Source organism: Paenibacillus sp. PAMC 26794 (genome assembly GCF_000316035.1).
Classification (GTDB): Bacteria; Bacillota; Bacilli; order Paenibacillales; family Paenibacillaceae; genus Paenibacillus.
Genome location: NZ_ANHX01000009.1, coordinates 40627 through 56068, shown reverse-complemented (window position 1 = coordinate 56068; position 15442 = coordinate 40627). Strand labels below are relative to the sequence as shown.

Here is a 15442-nt window from a genome sequence, read left to right as displayed (position 1 = left end):
GGGGGACAGTTCGTTAGAACAAGCAGAAGACGATTCCGTACCCTACTCGACTTGTGACAGTTCATTTAGAAAACGATACCTAAACCTGTTACATTATTTCCGCTTTTTTGAATGGAATAGTTCATACTCTGGCCATCGTAAAATTCGATCCTGAGCTTAATTTGCCCGTCCGGAACTGAGCCGTTAAAAGCATCTTTCAGAAGGCTGAATGTTCCTTCATTGTAGTCGGCTGTAAACTCACCGCCAAACATCATATATGGAAACCAAGAATTGCTGCCTAATCGGTTGCCAGATGAATCGAAGAGTGAGGCACGTCTTACGTTTGTGCCGTTAAATTGAACCGGAATTTGAATACCTTCTGTCACTGTGCCTGTAGACGTTCCAAAAACAGGTGTCGAATATTTGATGATAAACTGATGCCAGTCAGCACCTTGCGAGAATACAAAAACCAAATCAGCAATGGTCCCATTTGAGCCCTGATTAAACTTCTCGTTTATAAAAGCCTTGGAGATCGAAAGTGTTGCAGTTGCTTCATTAAACGAATAATCATTTGTATTAACTCCTATAATGTGCTTAAAGCTGTTTCCATTGAGAGTAAGCGGAATTTGGATATCGTTTGCAGCTTGTTGATTAACATAGATTTCATTTAGACCTGTGGAATAGGAAGAACGCTGTTTCATATTAGCCGCTTGAATGGTAGATCCATATTCATCATGCCAGTCAAAGGGTGGAACCCTCCAAAACGCACCTGGCCATATCAGTGAGCTAACTCCATATTGGGATGCCTTGTAGTTCAGATATTCAAGATATTTCCGTTTTTCACCTGACTGCATTTTCGCTGCGCCATCATCAGGGGATAACCAGCCATATTCACCAATGACAACTCCAATCCCCTTGGAAATTAAGGCATGATTTAATGTGTTAAACATCTGGTCTATATTGCTTCTTGGCGTGTCTTGAACTCCATCGTAAAGCTTTTCATCAAAGCCCGTTCTACCCAAGTTGCCGCTGAAGACCCAGTCACTATAAAAATGCACAGTGGCGATCAAGTTTGGATCGTTCAGCCCCGCGATAAAATGATAGGCTGCGTTGGCTTTATCCATATCTGCGCTTGTAGAATACGTTGGAAGAACAATCATTCTTGTTGCATTATTTCCACCAGAGCTGCGGATAACATCATATGCAGCCTGATTGATCATATCCAATTTATCCTGTTTGGTGATGGTTCCGGTATCATTTTCAAAATAAGGTTCATTCATTGTCTCAAACATGACCCGCTCAGGTTCATTCTTAAAATGATTAGCAAGCTGCGTCCAGAGATCTACATATCTTTTATATTCCTCTGACGCCTTATTTCCATCCCAATTGGAAAGCCATGTCCAGGAATCGTGATGAAGGTTGATCATCACATAAAGGTCTGCATCAACGGCCCAATCAACCACTTGCTTATATTTGGCCAACCATTCGGAATGGATTACATAGTGTCCATCTGCACCTAGTGTATACCTTGTATAGGCAGTCATTGGAATCCGAATACTATCAAAGCCTTTTGCTTTGGCTGATAATATTAATTCTTGCGTTACTTTTGGCTGCCCCCAGGAGGTTTCGTCAGACAGGGAGAGATCGTCGGTTCTAAAACTGTCATAGGTATTGAATACATTCCAGCCTTTACCCATTTTCTGTGCATATGCCTGAGATGGAGTTTGTGGAGCGGCAGTGGCTTGAGAATTCCCCTCATCAACTTGATATGAAATGGATAGCGCTATCAAAAATACAGTTAATAGTTTTATTATTCTTGTTCTCTTCATCATACATGTCACCTTCCCTTTCCGGATTATCTTACAAAGCTGATCACTCGTCACCCCTTTAAATAATGAGTAATTATGGAAAATAATTTCAAAATATAGTTTCAATTTTATTATAAGGTGCAGAATGGAGATATCCTTGATTTTTAAGCCATGAAATAGCACAATATGGACACATTTTGGACACAAAAAAAAGCCGCTAAAATAGCGACTCTTCATGAGACGTGTTATTCTTTCTCCAAAGTATGAGGTCAAGATCAGGTACGTCTAGCCTGTCTTAAGGCCAGCCACGCGCACAGAATGCTTACCAGTGTCAGTCCGAATGTGAAATTACGCACACCATCTACATGATCATAGAGGGAAGCGGGTAACCAGGGGTAAATATCATATGTATAATCCATCGTATCGTTCAACAGCGTCCAGAGACCTGCAACGACAAGGGAAGCCCAGCGGAAGCCGAAAAAGCGTACATAAATAAGAGCTTCAATGGCCATCGCACTATGCGAAGCAATCAACATCCAATCTTGCCAGTGCTGTGTACCACCTTGCATCCAGCCAGCGAAAATAATGGATACGGCCCACACGCCATATTTCACAGATGTGACCACGGCAAGCGCCTGAATCACATGTCCGATCCGTTTGATAATGATGGACCGTGGTGGGTACAAGACCCATAGCAACGCTAAAGTAAAAAACAAACTCGCTGTTGGACTATCCGGCACAAATACGATCTGCCACACCGGCTGCTCAGCCAGCGTCATTTTCATTTGCTCTCCGTACCAGATGTATCCGTATACCGTTCCTACCGCATTACACCAAAATAATAGCCACAGGAAATAACGATTAGTCAGAAATTCCCTACTCCAGAAATACGATAAAGCCACATTCCCTGCCCCTTCCTTCATCATAAGTTGTGCACGATACCGTGCTGTCCAAAAAACACTTCAAAAAACCTGACCGCATAAACGATCAGGTTTCATTGGTTATTTTGATTTTACTGTTCTGCTTTCTGTTTCGCAAGCCATTCGGTCAGATGAGTGATCTCTTCATCCGTTACACCTTGAGCAATAGCATTATTGTACTGAGGCTGCATCTCGTTGTAACCTTCTTTGATAATGGTCAGAATCTCTTCCTGGCTATGCTTGTCACCCACACCCCGAAGTGAAGGTCCAGTTGCGCCCTTCATATCAGCCGCATGACAACCAATACAACCGGCCTTCTTGTACGTTTCCATTGCAGGATCATCCTCTTCCACGATCGCAACTTCTTCTTGCTGACCAGGTGCATTGGAAACTGGCGGGAGCCCCTGTTCACGCCTCTCCAGTGCTTCTTCTTCACGTTGAATATGTTCAGGCTTCTGTCCACTTGCTTCCAACTCATGCTCGTAGTGCGTCCACGCTACATTCGTCAGGTAGAATACAGAAATGACCGACAAAATCATCAATGATGAAGCAATTGGGCGTTTATAGAAACGCCGCTCCTTGCCAGTGTCCAGGAATGGTGCCAGCAGCAAAGCTCCGAAAGCGACTCCGCTGACCCCCAGTACCCCGAGCAGAACGTAATCACCCGATGCGTATGGATACTTCAAGTACTGATACAGAAAAAGGAAGTACCAGTCCGGCATAGGAATTACGGATGCGCTCGGATTGGCCGGATAGCCCAAAGGTGCAGGTTCTGAGATCGTTAGTACCAGAATGCCCACCAATACAACGACACCAACCATCCATTCTTTCAGCAGGAAGTTAGGAATAAAGGCTTCTGATTTGCCGGGGTAAGCCGTGTAATCAGGAGGGGTAATAAATCCCGCCCCTTTACGGACCCGTGAATCACCGACAAAGATAACCTTTTCCTCATCATCCTTCTTATGTCCGTGAGCCATTGCGATTCCTCCCTTCTCAGTTTATAGTGGTCCCGAAATGCCCTGTCTGCGGATCATGATAAAGTGTCCGACCAGAAGCACCAGAAGCACAGCGGGGAGGAAGAATACGTGCAGGGCAAAGAATCGGGTTAGTGTCTGTGCACCGACAATCGTACCGCCTTGCAGGAATTCTTTAATAATCGGTCCCAGCCAAGGAACCGTATTGGCAATCTCCAATGTTACTTTTGTTGCAAAATAGGCTTTGTTATCCCATGGCAACAAGTACCCTGTCAGCCCCAGTCCCAACATGACGAAAAAGATCAACATGCCGACAACCCAGTTCATTTCACGCGGTGCCTTGTAAGAGCCTGTAAAGAACACACGCATCGTATGTAAGAACATCATTACGATAACCAGACTGGCTCCCCAGTGGTGCATGCCGCGAACAATTTGGCCGAAGGCTACTTTGGTCTGCAGGTACTCCACACTTGCGTAGGCATTGATAATATCAGGTACGTAATACATGGTCAGGAACATGCCTGACAGAATCTGAATAACAGTAATAAAGAACGTCAATCCACCAAAGCAGTACACGAATGCGGAAAAGTGATGAGCCGGATTTACATGCTCTGGAACTTCATGATCCGCAACGTCCCGCCAGATTGGCGTGATATCGAGACGCTCGTCAATCCAGTCATAGACATTTTTAAACATCTGCGTTCACGCCTCCTAATTCACTCGGGTGTTCGGAACAATGTCGCCCAGATATACCCAACCCTGCTCTTCCTTGACTACGTACTCATCCAGCGGTTTGGGGGCTACGGCAAGATTCTTCCCTTCCTTGTCATAGTGCGCGCCATGGCAAGGGCAATGATACTCGTCAGGGTACTGCTTGTCACTATTCCAGCCTACTGTACATCCCAGATGTTTACAGATAGGTGAGAGTGCATAAATTTTACCCTGCTCGTCTTTGCGAATCCACGCCACTAACGATGCATTACTCAGATACCAACCATCCTGTTGTTTAAGTTCAAAGGTGAATTCTTGAGGCTCATTCGTAATTTTGCTAATTTCAGCTACTTTGACAGAGGTGCCTTCTCCCTTATGTTGCAAAATCGGGTCCACCGCAAAACGGACCATAGGAAGGATTGCACCGGCGGCCATGTAGGCTGTAGCTCCACCAAGCGTGTACGTTAAAAACTGCCTGCGTGACATCTCCATGCGGCTTGGCAATTTCAATGAAGCTTCGTGGTGGTCATGCTCACTGCTCATACTGTCTCCAACCCCCTTTTTCAGCCAACTCTCTCAAACGTTTTCATTTTCATAAATTCCACGACTTACTAGAACATACATAATCATATAGTAGCCCTAGAACACCGTCAAGAATTTGTCACACATTTTTAAGGTTCAATTGTAAGCGTTATTAAAAAAATGTTGTAAATTTGTCACATTTGTCGCCAAAAACTATTTTTTCCACAAGTCTCGTATCTTCTCCCCTACAAATCTCGCAATCCCCTCTTCTCCGACCTCATGAGTTAACACGGACCGACTCAAAACCAGATCAGCAGATGGAATTTCCACCTCATCCAAATGACCATCTGATGACATAATAACCACATATTTGAATCCCGAGGATTTAAGCTGTGCGGACAAGGAATTTAATGTCATTGACAATTCCGAATTAGCATAATGAAAGGCTGGATAAGTCATGATTCTCCCTTTGAAAGGAATTTCGACCAGATCTAGAAAATCTCTCAGCCGCTCCAATGCCTCGGTAGCTTCAACTGGCGACTGCTCACCGCTAAGAGCTGTGTATGGAATAAGGCATGTATCCAGATAGAGTTGCAGTTCAGCCCAGCTGTCTTGAGTCATCTCACTGAATTTCAATTCCCTATATCCCCTCTCTATCCATTTTATTCCCATATTATATATGACCATATCTTATAAATCCAGACATTCATTTCGGAATTACACATATCAAAAAAGGAAACACGCATCTGCGCATTCCCTTTTATCTCAGAAAGAATATATTTTGCCCATCAGTTTATGGTCCTCAGTTCATCCGTCAGACTCCGGAAAGCTACTTCGTCTCCGGTAGCTAACGCTTTATCGATTTCCAAATAGAGCTTCTCGCTGCGCTGTTTGCGAAGCGCTTCGTCCCACACCATCTCAGCTGCCAGCCCCAACATGACTTCATACGTAACTTTCATTTTATCCAATAGGATGCACCTCCAAAACGGATTTAAGAGCTCCTATATTCTTTTCCTTTGGTAACATAACCCAGTGAAGTTCTGGACATCCGCTCCAGATCGGCATCTGTCAGCTCACGTATCACTTTGGCAGGTGTCCCCAAAGCAAGAGTATAGGGCGGAATTTTACTATTCTCAGTAACAACAGAACCGGCTCCAATCAGCGTATATTCGCCAATATCGGCTCCATTCAGCAGAATGGCTCCCATACCGATTAATGATCCTGTTCCAATACGACAACCATGAATGATCGCTGTATGTCCTACTGAGACATCATCTCCCACAATCAAAGGTTGATCAGTATTGACATGCCCGACAACGTTATCTTGAATATTACAGCGCTTTCCAATGATAATAGGAGCCAAATCAGCCCGCAGGACTGCATTGAACCAGACGGAAGACTCTTCTCCCATTCTCAAATCACCGATCAGTTTTGCACCTTCAGCCATATATACCGAAGGGTGTAACTGAGGTTGTAGACCTTTGTATGGAATTATCATTATTATCACTCCTTAATTTGGGAGTGATTTTAGCAACTTGTCCTTCACTTGTCAAACATAATAGGCTTAATGTCTCCTGAGATGGAGCGACAGGATGCAGCAAGACGTGTGCCCCAGGCTGTCATTTGTATCGTCCGGCCTTCCTCATGTTCCCCAATACGGACCATGCCAAGATGCAACATCATTTTAACAATTCTGTTATCATAGATGGCCTCGGCCATATCATAATAGAACGGCTGAATGAATGGACCGATCTGACGAAACAGCGACTCGGCGGTTGACCATTCCAGGGCACATTCGCCTGTCCAATACACAATAGAGGACAGATTGGGAATAGCACCTTTATACAATCTTAACCAAAACCTAAATAGCTGTATCATTTCGGCTGTTTTCTCAGCCCCCAGCTTGTCTTCTCCAGCTGGTGATAACTTCAGCGTACCTTGCTCCTCACGAACCAGCCGATGGTGAAATGCATAGTCGTAGAGAAGTGCGAAACGATCCGGGTAATCCTTGAAGGAACGGCCATATCCGAATCTCCATCCACCTTTGCCCACCAATTCCTCACTAATGTGCAGATGCTCCATAATTTGCTGTTGAGAGCGACGGTACATCATACCTTCAGCGTTAAGGGCAATTTCGTGCTGCTGGACAAACTGCAGAAACAACTTGAGATCATCCGCTAAGAGATGATACTCATCCCGATACATGGGTGGTTCCGTTGTTTTGGTAATCCCTGCTCGCAGATGTGTGGATAACACATCCCTGAATCTTAATTTCAGATCCTGGGGTACCTGATACAAATACCTGGTCTGCTGCGTTGTCCCATTGAACAACCATCCACTCTTATTGAAGCGAACGATGAGATCACGTGGACTGGCGCCAGCCTCACTCTCCTTTTTGTCCATCGATTGACGGGCTATGGCAATGAGTTCTTCCATACCATAATACTGGCGAGGATCAAACAACAAGTTGTTCAAAAAGCGCTGATCTGCTTGATTCAGTTGACGTACCTGCTGCTCAAAAAAGGGTCTGCTGCCCAATGTAGTGAGAATACTCTGGATGAGTTCATGTTTGGAATTGGGCTTGCATTCACATTGGTAATAGTCTGCTATTCGATTAAGCTGGCCAATATCGGCAAAAGTAAGCATATCCGCTAGATTCATGGGTCCATCGCCTCGCCCGTTAACTACTTCGACTACTGATTTGGAGCCTGAAATAGTTTGGTTTTGTAAACATCGTTGACGGAATTCCCATAATCTAAACCTCTTTTTGGAAATTTATGTTTGAATTAATTTCATAATATCTTTAGTGAATGATGAAATTAATTCGTTAATCATACTATGCCTCAAGTTGGTCAATCAGAAGAAAAATGAGAGGTTTGAAATCATATACAGTCTCTATTTCCCCATAAAACGCAAAAAAACAACCCAAGTTAGCTTACTCAGGTTGTTTCGCTGTGTCCAAAGACAGATGTCGTGTGCAATTATATAACAGTGGACTCCAGTCATCACGTTCCTTTTCCAGGATCGTCAGTGACAGGTTTCCAATCCGTTCTGTATACCGATCTTTAAACAAGGCTGTTAACAGGTTGGCTAAGAAAGCTCCGTGAGTGACAATGAGTACGTTTTGGTCCGGATAGGCAGACCATAGATCTTCCAGAAAATCCAGTGCACGAATCTGGATATCCGCTATCTGCTCCTGTCCCAAGTCCAATGTCTCCCAGGATTTGCCCCAACGGGCAACCCGTTCTTCTGAAGTCAGACCTTCAATCTGACCAAAAGCCCTTTCTTTCAACCGTGCATCCGGCTCAAGCAAAGGTACATTCAACAGTTTAGAGATAATCTCCCCTGTTTCCTGTGCCCGCGATAATCCACTTGTGATGATATAGTCCCATTGGTATTCTTCCGTCAGCAGACGTCTTCCCAGGCGCTCTGCCTGTTCACGACCTTCTCCATTCAGAGGAATATCCGTCTGACCCTGTATACGGCCCGCCGCATTCCAGTCTGTAAGACCGTGACGAATAAGCCCGATTCGCACTTACATCCCTCATTTCTCCACACGGCGAACGAAAGGTTATTACCTATGCACTCGCACCTTGTTTGCGTTTACTCGTTGTTCGATGCATACGTCCAAGAGAAAATAACGCCATTCCTATTGCAAGTAAAGAGAGGGCCATCCAATACTGCGGATAAGCAGGTCCCATGCTCACAACAAAAGGCTCTATGATACTTCCTCTGTCCGCTCCAGTCATGTTGTACTGATACATTCCAGAGGACGATGGTCCGCTTCCGGCAACCCCTGTCTCCAAAATACCTGTAGCAACAACCTTGGTTTGCTCAGCTTCTGATACGTCTGGCTTAAACATTGCCATATACAGAAAGCTGCATAAAAAAATAGCCAGGAACGCGGCAATCCACAAAGACATATGCTTGCGGATCGCAGCAGAGAAACGATTAACCTTTGCCTCTTCCGGCAGTAGCCATGGAGACTCCGCGTAGATCCGGTCCATAACGTTACGGTTCACTCTCTCTGCCTGTTGTTCTGTCACTGGAACCGGAATGCTGTGCAGCAAGATCTGAGCTTCTTCCCAGACCTCAAACTGCTCGCAGCACTCTTCACAACCAGCAAGATGAGCATGAAATGCAATCCGCTGAGGATGAGTTTCCGGCATGTCCCAGACCAGTGCAAACAGTTCCTGGGCTTCGTTGCAATTCATCGGTTCTTCATCCCTTCATATGGCTCGTACACCGGTTCGAAGAAATAAGGTTCCAATTGAGTTTTTACGCTTGATCTTGCTCTGAATAATAGCGATTTCACAGAACTGACGCTCTGCCCAAGAATATTCGCAATCTCTTGGTAGTCTAGTTGATCATACTCGCGGAGTATAATCGCAGAACGCTGCTTCTCCGGCAAATTGTTAATCGCATCTCTAACCAGCATCACCCGCTCGCTGCGCAATACAGCATACTCCGGTGCATCCTCCGAAGGAGCAACGGGAACAATCCCGCTCTCTTCAAGTGGGACATTTCCGCTACGCTGTTTGCGAAGCTCACTCAGTACCGTATTTCTCGCAATGGTATATAACCAGGTTGAGAATGAGGCATCCACCTCACGGAAAGAGTGCAGACTGCGGAACGCCTTATAGAAAGTCTCAGAACAGAGATCTTCCGCAAGCAGCTCCATATTGGAACTTTTCAACATATGATATACGAAAGCCAGTATTTTACGCTGATAACGACTCATCAGCTCGGAATATAACTCCAGGTTACCTTCCTTGATCTCTCGAATCAACTGGGAATCCGTCATTTGAGTGCGACCCCTCCTCGCCCATCCATGTGCTTCTCCCCGTTCGACTCTATCCATGTATTACCGAACAGGCACAAAAAAGTTGCGGTTCTCACCGCATATAAACAGCGTTCAGCGCCATAACTGGCCTTCCCGCCAAATTCCCCTATGTAATGGCAATTTTCCCAACGTTTCTACATTAACAGTACTTATTGTACAACGGTCTGCATCATCCTGGCAAATCCATTGGTAGCCACAGAACCCGACCTGTCATTCATATGCGGTCATTTACACGTTCATGACTTCATTTTGAGGCTTTTTGGTAAGCCTTGCTTATATAGACGGAAGACATATCGAAAAGGTTACAAAAATGTTATATTTTTTTGACCTAAGCTACCTAAAAAAAGGAGTTATTATCTTGAATTACCGAAAGATATAATTAATTCAAACAAATTTACTTAAAGTGTTGACAAAATGAAAACGTATACATATAATAAGGGTACAGTATGGTTTCTCTCCACTCCTATCCAATAACTGTATTGCTCCACGTGAGCAATGGCCGCTTATGTAAGCGGTCTTTTTTTTGTCTTTAGCAAGGTATTCATGTGTTAATATATACATATTTAATATATATCAACTTCTTTGATCTGTGACGAATATCAAATGGACAACTCCAATATAACCTCACAAAAAAGAGGGCTTTCGCCCTCTTTCTCGTCTTATATCCACACTTGATAGCCTAAGGAATCCAATAACGTCTTGGCTCGTTCCATATCTTCTTCCTGACGGAAAGACAGACGCATAATGCCCGGCACATCCACCCGGTTTTCGATAATCTCCAAGTTGCTCAAGTTGATGTCATTCGCCCCAAGCTCAGTTGCGATCTTACCAATCATACCCGGTGCATCCTGGACATCAGTATACAGATCAAATAACGGCGAAATCATGCCTTTGCGTCGTTCTGGTAATATACTGCGGAACTCGCGGGCCTGACGGAATGCCTCCTCTATACCTTCACCGTTCTTATGCTCCAACATATCCGTAAAGGCCGTCATCTGGCTATTCCAGTCCTTAAGCAAGCCCAGCAGTACATCACGGTTGCTAAGCAAGATATCTCTCCACACAATTGCATCACTGGACGCAATCCGGGTAATATCCCGGAAACCACCTGCAGCCAGCATTTTATACAGTGGATTCGACTCATTATATTCACGCACCTGATTCACCAGCGCAACAGCAATAACATGTGGCAGATGACTAATCGCCCCCACGATGTCATCGTGCAGCAGAGGCTCCACACGCACGATCTGTGCCCGCGTATACGCAAGCAGCTCAGACAGCCTGCTGTAGGCTTCCTCAGGTACATGTTCTGAAGGGGTTAAGACATAGTATGCATTCTCAAATAACACGGCTGAGGCCGCATCTACGCCTGCACGCTCCGACCCCGCCATAGGGTGACCACCAATGAAGTAAGCGTCAGTCAACCGCACATGCTCGGCACAAGCGGCAATGGAAGCTTTAGTGCTTCCTACGTCCGTGATGATACATCCTTTTTTCAATGGCAGCTTGGAGAGCTTTTCGAAATAGGATTCAAGCAAACCTACGGGAACGCACAAAAAAATAAAGTCGGCATCCTCTACCGCTTCTTCCAGAGAGAGCGTAGCATCATCCACTACACCGCTCGCTATGTACTTGTCCTTCAGTTCATCCAAGTGGGCGTAGCCCATCACGGTTACATCTGGCTTGCCTTTGAAGCAGAGCGCCAGTGAACCGCCGATGAGTCCTACACCAATCATTGCAATTTTTAGTTTCATGGGTCCTCACTCTTTCATCGCCAGTATTAAGGGCGTGCTACCGCCTTCTCAGCCAGCGTGTTCTCCAGTGCCGTGACAAATGCACGGTTCTGTTCTGATGTTCCGACGGACACACGAATGTAAGTTGGGTATACGTGGAATCCTGAGCGAACGATAATGCCTTGTTTGAGCAAGGATTGGAACGCAATTGCCGAAGGCATATTCAGATCAACCATAATGAAATTACCCTGTGAAGGGAAATAAGACAATCCGAGCCGTGTAAATTCATTTTGAAGGTAATCCCGATCCGTTGCATTCCGCTTCGAGCACTCTTGAACAAAATCCTGATCCAGTAGTGCAGCGGTTGCCGCAACCTGTCCAAAACGGGAGGTGTTAAACGGTTCACGTACACGGTTAATCAATTCAATAATTTCGGGACGTGCAATGCCGTACCCGATCCGGAGCGAAGCCAAACCGTAAATTTTGGAGAATGTCCGCAGGATGACCAAGTTCGGATACCGTTCGATCAATGGTATACTTTGCGGGTATGCTTCATCGGTTACGAATTCATAATAAGCTTCGTCCAGTATGACCATCACATGAGCAGGCACACGGTCCATAAAGGCTGTAAGTTCCTGCTCGGAGATAATCGTACCTGTCGGATTATTTGGATTACACACCCATACTGCTTTGGTTTTGTCGTTAATTTGAGCGATCATCGCGCTCAGATCATGCGTGCCATCTTTCAGAGGCACTTCGATGGACACGGCACCCTCAATATCTGCATTGCTTTTATATACGGAGAATGTCTGATCTGCCATGATGGTCTCGTCGCCCGGCAAGAAGAAAGCTCTCGTGATCAAAGCAATAATCTCATCGGAACCACAACCAAATATTATGTTGTTCCGTTCAAGGCCAAGATGCTTGGCAAGAACTCCCGTCAGCTCAACCGAGCTACCGTCTGGGTATATGCTTATATTAGTCATTTCTCTCGTAATGGCTTCCAGGGCGGCAGGAGAACTGCCGTACGGGTTTTCGTTGGAGGCCAGCTTGATGACTTGTTCAAGCCCCAGTTCACGTTTCACTTCTTCAATCGGTTTGCCCGGCTGGTACACAGGCAGATTGACAATCTGGGATTTCGGTTTCAACCCGACCGCCTCCTGTTATTGAAATAATGTTAGACACGAATCAGCGTGCACCTCACGTGTCCAAAAGATGTCCTTTCAGGACATCCCTATCCCTTTAATTGTGCCACAAAGTTGCGAATTTGCAACAGTCCCGCTGCACGCGTATCCGGATTTTCAAGCAGAGGAATCGCATCTTCCACCTGACGAACAATGGCACTACCTACAACAACGCCATCGCAGATGCGGGAGAAATGTGCCACCTGCTCATGACTGGAGATACCAAAACCTACCGCTACAGGGAGGTCTGTCAGACTTTTCACCGTCTCAATGAAGCTCTCTACGCCATCAAAGAAAGAAGCTCTCTCTCCGGTTACCCCAAGGGATGATACACAATAGATAAAGCCACTCGCTCCCGTTACAATCCGCTCAATCCGGGCATTAGATGTAGGTGCAACAAGCGGTACCAGATGCACACCAGCACGATTTGCGCGTTCTCGCATCTCTTCCGCTTCCTCAATTGGCAGGTCCGGAATGATCATGCCACTAATATCGTGTTTGACCAATTCATCAAAGAATACATCCAGTCCTGTCTGTAATACCGGATTATAATAGGTGAACAGTACAAACGGCAGTTTCACACCTGCCTTACGAGCTTTTGCAGCGGTTTCCATCACAGTACGAATGGTAATTTGGCTTTTCAGCGCACGTTCGGAAGCACGCTGAATGACTGGGCCATCTGCAAGTGGATCGGAATAGGGGACACCCAGTTCCAAAATATCCGCTCCGGCCTGTTCGAGCTCCTTGATGATATCAATCGTTGTATCCACATCCGGGTCTCCCACGGTTAAGAATGGAATAAGTGCCGTACGATTCTGTTGCTTCAATTGCTGGAAGGTCTGGTCCATCAGATTCATCCCAAGTCACCTCCCGTGTATTTCATAATCGATTCAACATCCTTGTCTCCACGTCCCGACAGACAAATGACTACAATATCATCTGCTGTAAGTTCAGGCGCCAGTTTGACAACTTGAGCTACCGCATGTGCAGACTCCAGAGCAGGAATGATTCCTTCCGTCCGACATAGGAGCTGCAGGGCATCCAGTGCTTCCTGATCCGTGATCGGTACATATTTTGCCCGTTCAATATCCTTGAGATAGGAATGCTCCGGACCAACACCCGGATAATCAAGTCCGGCCGAGATGGAATGCGCCGGCTGCACCTGTCCGTACTCATCCTGCAACAGGTAACTCATAGATCCCTGGAATACACCATGTGTACCTTTGGTCATCGTCGCAGCGTGATACTCAGTTTCGACCCCTTTGCCTGCGGCTTCAACGCCAACCAGCTTCACATCCTGATCACCGATAAATGGATAGAACATCCCGATCGCATTACTTCCTCCACCAACAGCTGCTACAATTACATCCGGCAAACGTCCTTCGATCTCCTGAATCTGACGACGGGTCTCATCACCGATCACACGTTGGAAATTCCGCACCATCATCGGATATGGATGAGGACCAACCACTGATCCGAGCACATAGAACGTATCCTCCACATTGCTGACCCAGTAACGAAGTGCTTCATTACCAGCATCCTTCAGTGTCCGTGTTCCGGACGTCACCGGAATCACTTCTGCTCCGAGCAGCTTCATCCGAAATACGTTTAACTGCTGACGCTCTGTATCTTCTTCGCCCATAAATACTTTGCATTCCAATCCAAGTAATGCGGCTACGGTTGCCGTTGCAACGCCATGTTGACCTGCACCTGTTTCGGCAATAACTTTCTTTTTGCCCATCCGTTTGGCTAACAAACCTTGTCCAATGGCGTTGTTAATTTTGTGCGCGCCTGTATGATTGAGATCTTCACGTTTCAGATAAATTTTCGGTCCGCCCAATCGGCGTGACAATTGCTCTGCATGATACAATGGCGTTTCACGTCCAGAATACTCGCTTAGCAGATAGTTCAGTTCCTTGTTGAATTCCTCATCTTCAGAGAAGTGGCTATATGCCTCCTCCAACTCTATGAGTGCGTTCATTAGTGTCTCAGGTACAAAGCGGCCTCCGAAGTGACCGAAACGCCCGTGTTGATCCGGCAATTGATGTGTCATGCCTGCTTCACCCTTTCTACGAATGCTGTAATTTTGGAAATATCCTTCACACCTTCAGTCTCCACGCCGCTGGATACATCGACGCCGAAAGGTGCATATGTCTGTATTAGTTGTTGTACATTGTCCGGCTGCAAACCTCCTGCAACGAACAGAGCAATTTCGCGACTTTTCGCCCATTCAGCATAGGCAGGGATTCGCTCCCAGGCAAACGTTTTCCCGGAGCCCCCTCCATATAGAGGATCATGGGTATCAAGCAATATCGCATCCACGAATTTATCGTAAGTATCAAGAGCCCTTATGGCTGCATCATCAGCTTCCGGTCCCGTTTCATCTTTGGGAAAAGAAAAAACTTTGAACACTTTGGCATTCCACCGCTGCTTCACCTGCTTGCAAAATTCCGCAGTCTCCTGTCCATGCAGCTGAATAACATCCAGTTGAGCTACGTCCATAATGTGTTCCAGCTCTTCGAGCTTAGGATTCACAAATACACCCGCAAGCTTCGGCCGATCATAGGTAGACCATTCGAACAACACCGTTCTTAATGCAGCAGCCTGCTCGGGTTCGATTCGGCGGCGTGATTTGGCAAAAACAACACCAATGTAATCCACAGGCAAGTTTATCATCGATTTTAGCACTTCAACGTCCTGAAGTCCACATATTTTTACGGCCGCTGGCAGCGGGTTTCTCAGTTCTGACATACTGTCGCCTGTGCCAT

The 15442-nt window shown here is 45.9% G+C and carries 17 protein-coding genes; all 17 read right to left on the bottom strand.

Features of this window, described 5'->3' with window-relative positions:
* Positions 1 to 65 precede the first annotated feature (65 nt).
* Positions 66 to 1811 (bottom strand): cellulase family glycosylhydrolase, encoded by a 1746-nt coding sequence (locus D829_RS0104895; RefSeq protein WP_017687729.1) that lies wholly within the window; start codon positions 1809 to 1811, stop codon positions 66 to 68.
* Positions 1812 to 2062: 251 nt separating this feature from the next.
* Positions 2063 to 2689 carry a DUF1405 domain-containing protein gene (locus tag D829_RS0104890; RefSeq protein ID WP_026081003.1) on the bottom strand — a complete coding sequence of 209 codons (627 nt, stop codon included), beginning with the start codon at positions 2687 to 2689 and terminating at the stop codon, positions 2063 to 2065.
* Between the two features lie 110 nt (positions 2690 to 2799).
* The gene (locus D829_RS0104885; protein ID WP_017687727.1) at positions 2800 to 3684 is read right to left on the bottom strand and encodes a menaquinol-cytochrome c reductase cytochrome b/c subunit; all 885 of its coding nucleotides are present in this window, start codon (positions 3682 to 3684) and stop codon (positions 2800 to 2802) included.
* Between the two features lie 21 nt (positions 3685 to 3705).
* A complete protein-coding gene (gene qcrB, locus D829_RS0104880) occupies positions 3706 to 4377 on the bottom strand; it encodes a menaquinol-cytochrome c reductase cytochrome b subunit (RefSeq protein WP_017687726.1) in 672 nt (223 codons plus the stop codon).
* 15 nt (positions 4378 to 4392) lie between these two features.
* Entirely contained in the window at positions 4393 to 4935 is a 543-nt protein-coding gene (locus tag D829_RS0104875; RefSeq protein ID WP_017687725.1) for a ubiquinol-cytochrome c reductase iron-sulfur subunit, read from the bottom strand.
* A gap of 192 nt (positions 4936 to 5127) precedes the next feature.
* A complete protein-coding gene (locus D829_RS0104870) occupies positions 5128 to 5550 on the bottom strand; it encodes a DUF2487 family protein (RefSeq protein ID WP_017687724.1) in 423 nt (140 codons plus the stop codon).
* Positions 5551 to 5702: 152 nt separating this feature from the next.
* Complete coding sequence (locus D829_RS0104865; RefSeq protein ID WP_017687723.1) at positions 5703 to 5882, bottom strand: IDEAL domain-containing protein; 180 nt, start codon at positions 5880 to 5882, stop codon at positions 5703 to 5705.
* Between the two features lie 23 nt (positions 5883 to 5905).
* Positions 5906 to 6412 carry a gamma carbonic anhydrase family protein gene (locus D829_RS0104860; protein ID WP_017687722.1) on the bottom strand — a complete coding sequence of 169 codons (507 nt, stop codon included), beginning with the start codon at positions 6410 to 6412 and terminating at the stop codon, positions 5906 to 5908.
* Positions 6413 to 6456: 44 nt separating this feature from the next.
* On the bottom strand, positions 6457 to 7575 hold the full coding sequence (locus tag D829_RS0104855) for a hypothetical protein (protein ID WP_017687721.1): 1119 nt from the start codon (positions 7573 to 7575) through the stop codon (positions 6457 to 6459).
* Between the two features lie 274 nt (positions 7576 to 7849).
* Positions 7850 to 8449, bottom strand: coding sequence for a histidine phosphatase family protein (locus D829_RS0104850; protein WP_017687720.1), 600 nt, complete (start codon positions 8447 to 8449; stop codon positions 7850 to 7852).
* A gap of 43 nt (positions 8450 to 8492) precedes the next feature.
* Positions 8493 to 9128 (bottom strand): hypothetical protein, encoded by a 636-nt coding sequence (locus tag D829_RS0104845; protein WP_017687719.1) that lies wholly within the window; start codon positions 9126 to 9128, stop codon positions 8493 to 8495.
* Positions 9125 to 9718, bottom strand: coding sequence for a sigma-70 family RNA polymerase sigma factor (locus D829_RS0104840; protein WP_017687718.1), 594 nt, complete (start codon positions 9716 to 9718; stop codon positions 9125 to 9127). The genes D829_RS0104845 and D829_RS0104840 overlap by 4 nt, the downstream gene beginning before the upstream one ends.
* A gap of 698 nt (positions 9719 to 10416) precedes the next feature.
* The gene (locus D829_RS0104835) at positions 10417 to 11511 is read right to left on the bottom strand and encodes a prephenate dehydrogenase (RefSeq protein WP_017687717.1); all 1095 of its coding nucleotides are present in this window, start codon (positions 11509 to 11511) and stop codon (positions 10417 to 10419) included.
* A 26-nt stretch (positions 11512 to 11537) separates the two neighbouring features.
* The gene (gene hisC / locus D829_RS0104830; RefSeq protein WP_017687716.1) at positions 11538 to 12638 is read right to left on the bottom strand and encodes a histidinol-phosphate transaminase; all 1101 of its coding nucleotides are present in this window, start codon (positions 12636 to 12638) and stop codon (positions 11538 to 11540) included.
* Between the two features lie 86 nt (positions 12639 to 12724).
* Positions 12725 to 13531 carry a tryptophan synthase subunit alpha gene (trpA, locus tag D829_RS0104825; RefSeq protein WP_017687715.1) on the bottom strand — a complete coding sequence of 269 codons (807 nt, stop codon included), beginning with the start codon at positions 13529 to 13531 and terminating at the stop codon, positions 12725 to 12727.
* Positions 13528 to 14727, bottom strand: coding sequence for a tryptophan synthase subunit beta (gene trpB, locus D829_RS0104820; RefSeq protein ID WP_017687714.1), 1200 nt, complete (start codon positions 14725 to 14727; stop codon positions 13528 to 13530). The genes trpA and trpB overlap by 4 nt, the downstream gene beginning before the upstream one ends.
* Positions 14724 to 15425, bottom strand: coding sequence for a phosphoribosylanthranilate isomerase (locus D829_RS0104815; RefSeq protein ID WP_026081002.1), 702 nt, complete (start codon positions 15423 to 15425; stop codon positions 14724 to 14726). The genes trpB and D829_RS0104815 overlap by 4 nt, the downstream gene beginning before the upstream one ends.
* Positions 15426 to 15442 lie beyond the last annotated feature (17 nt).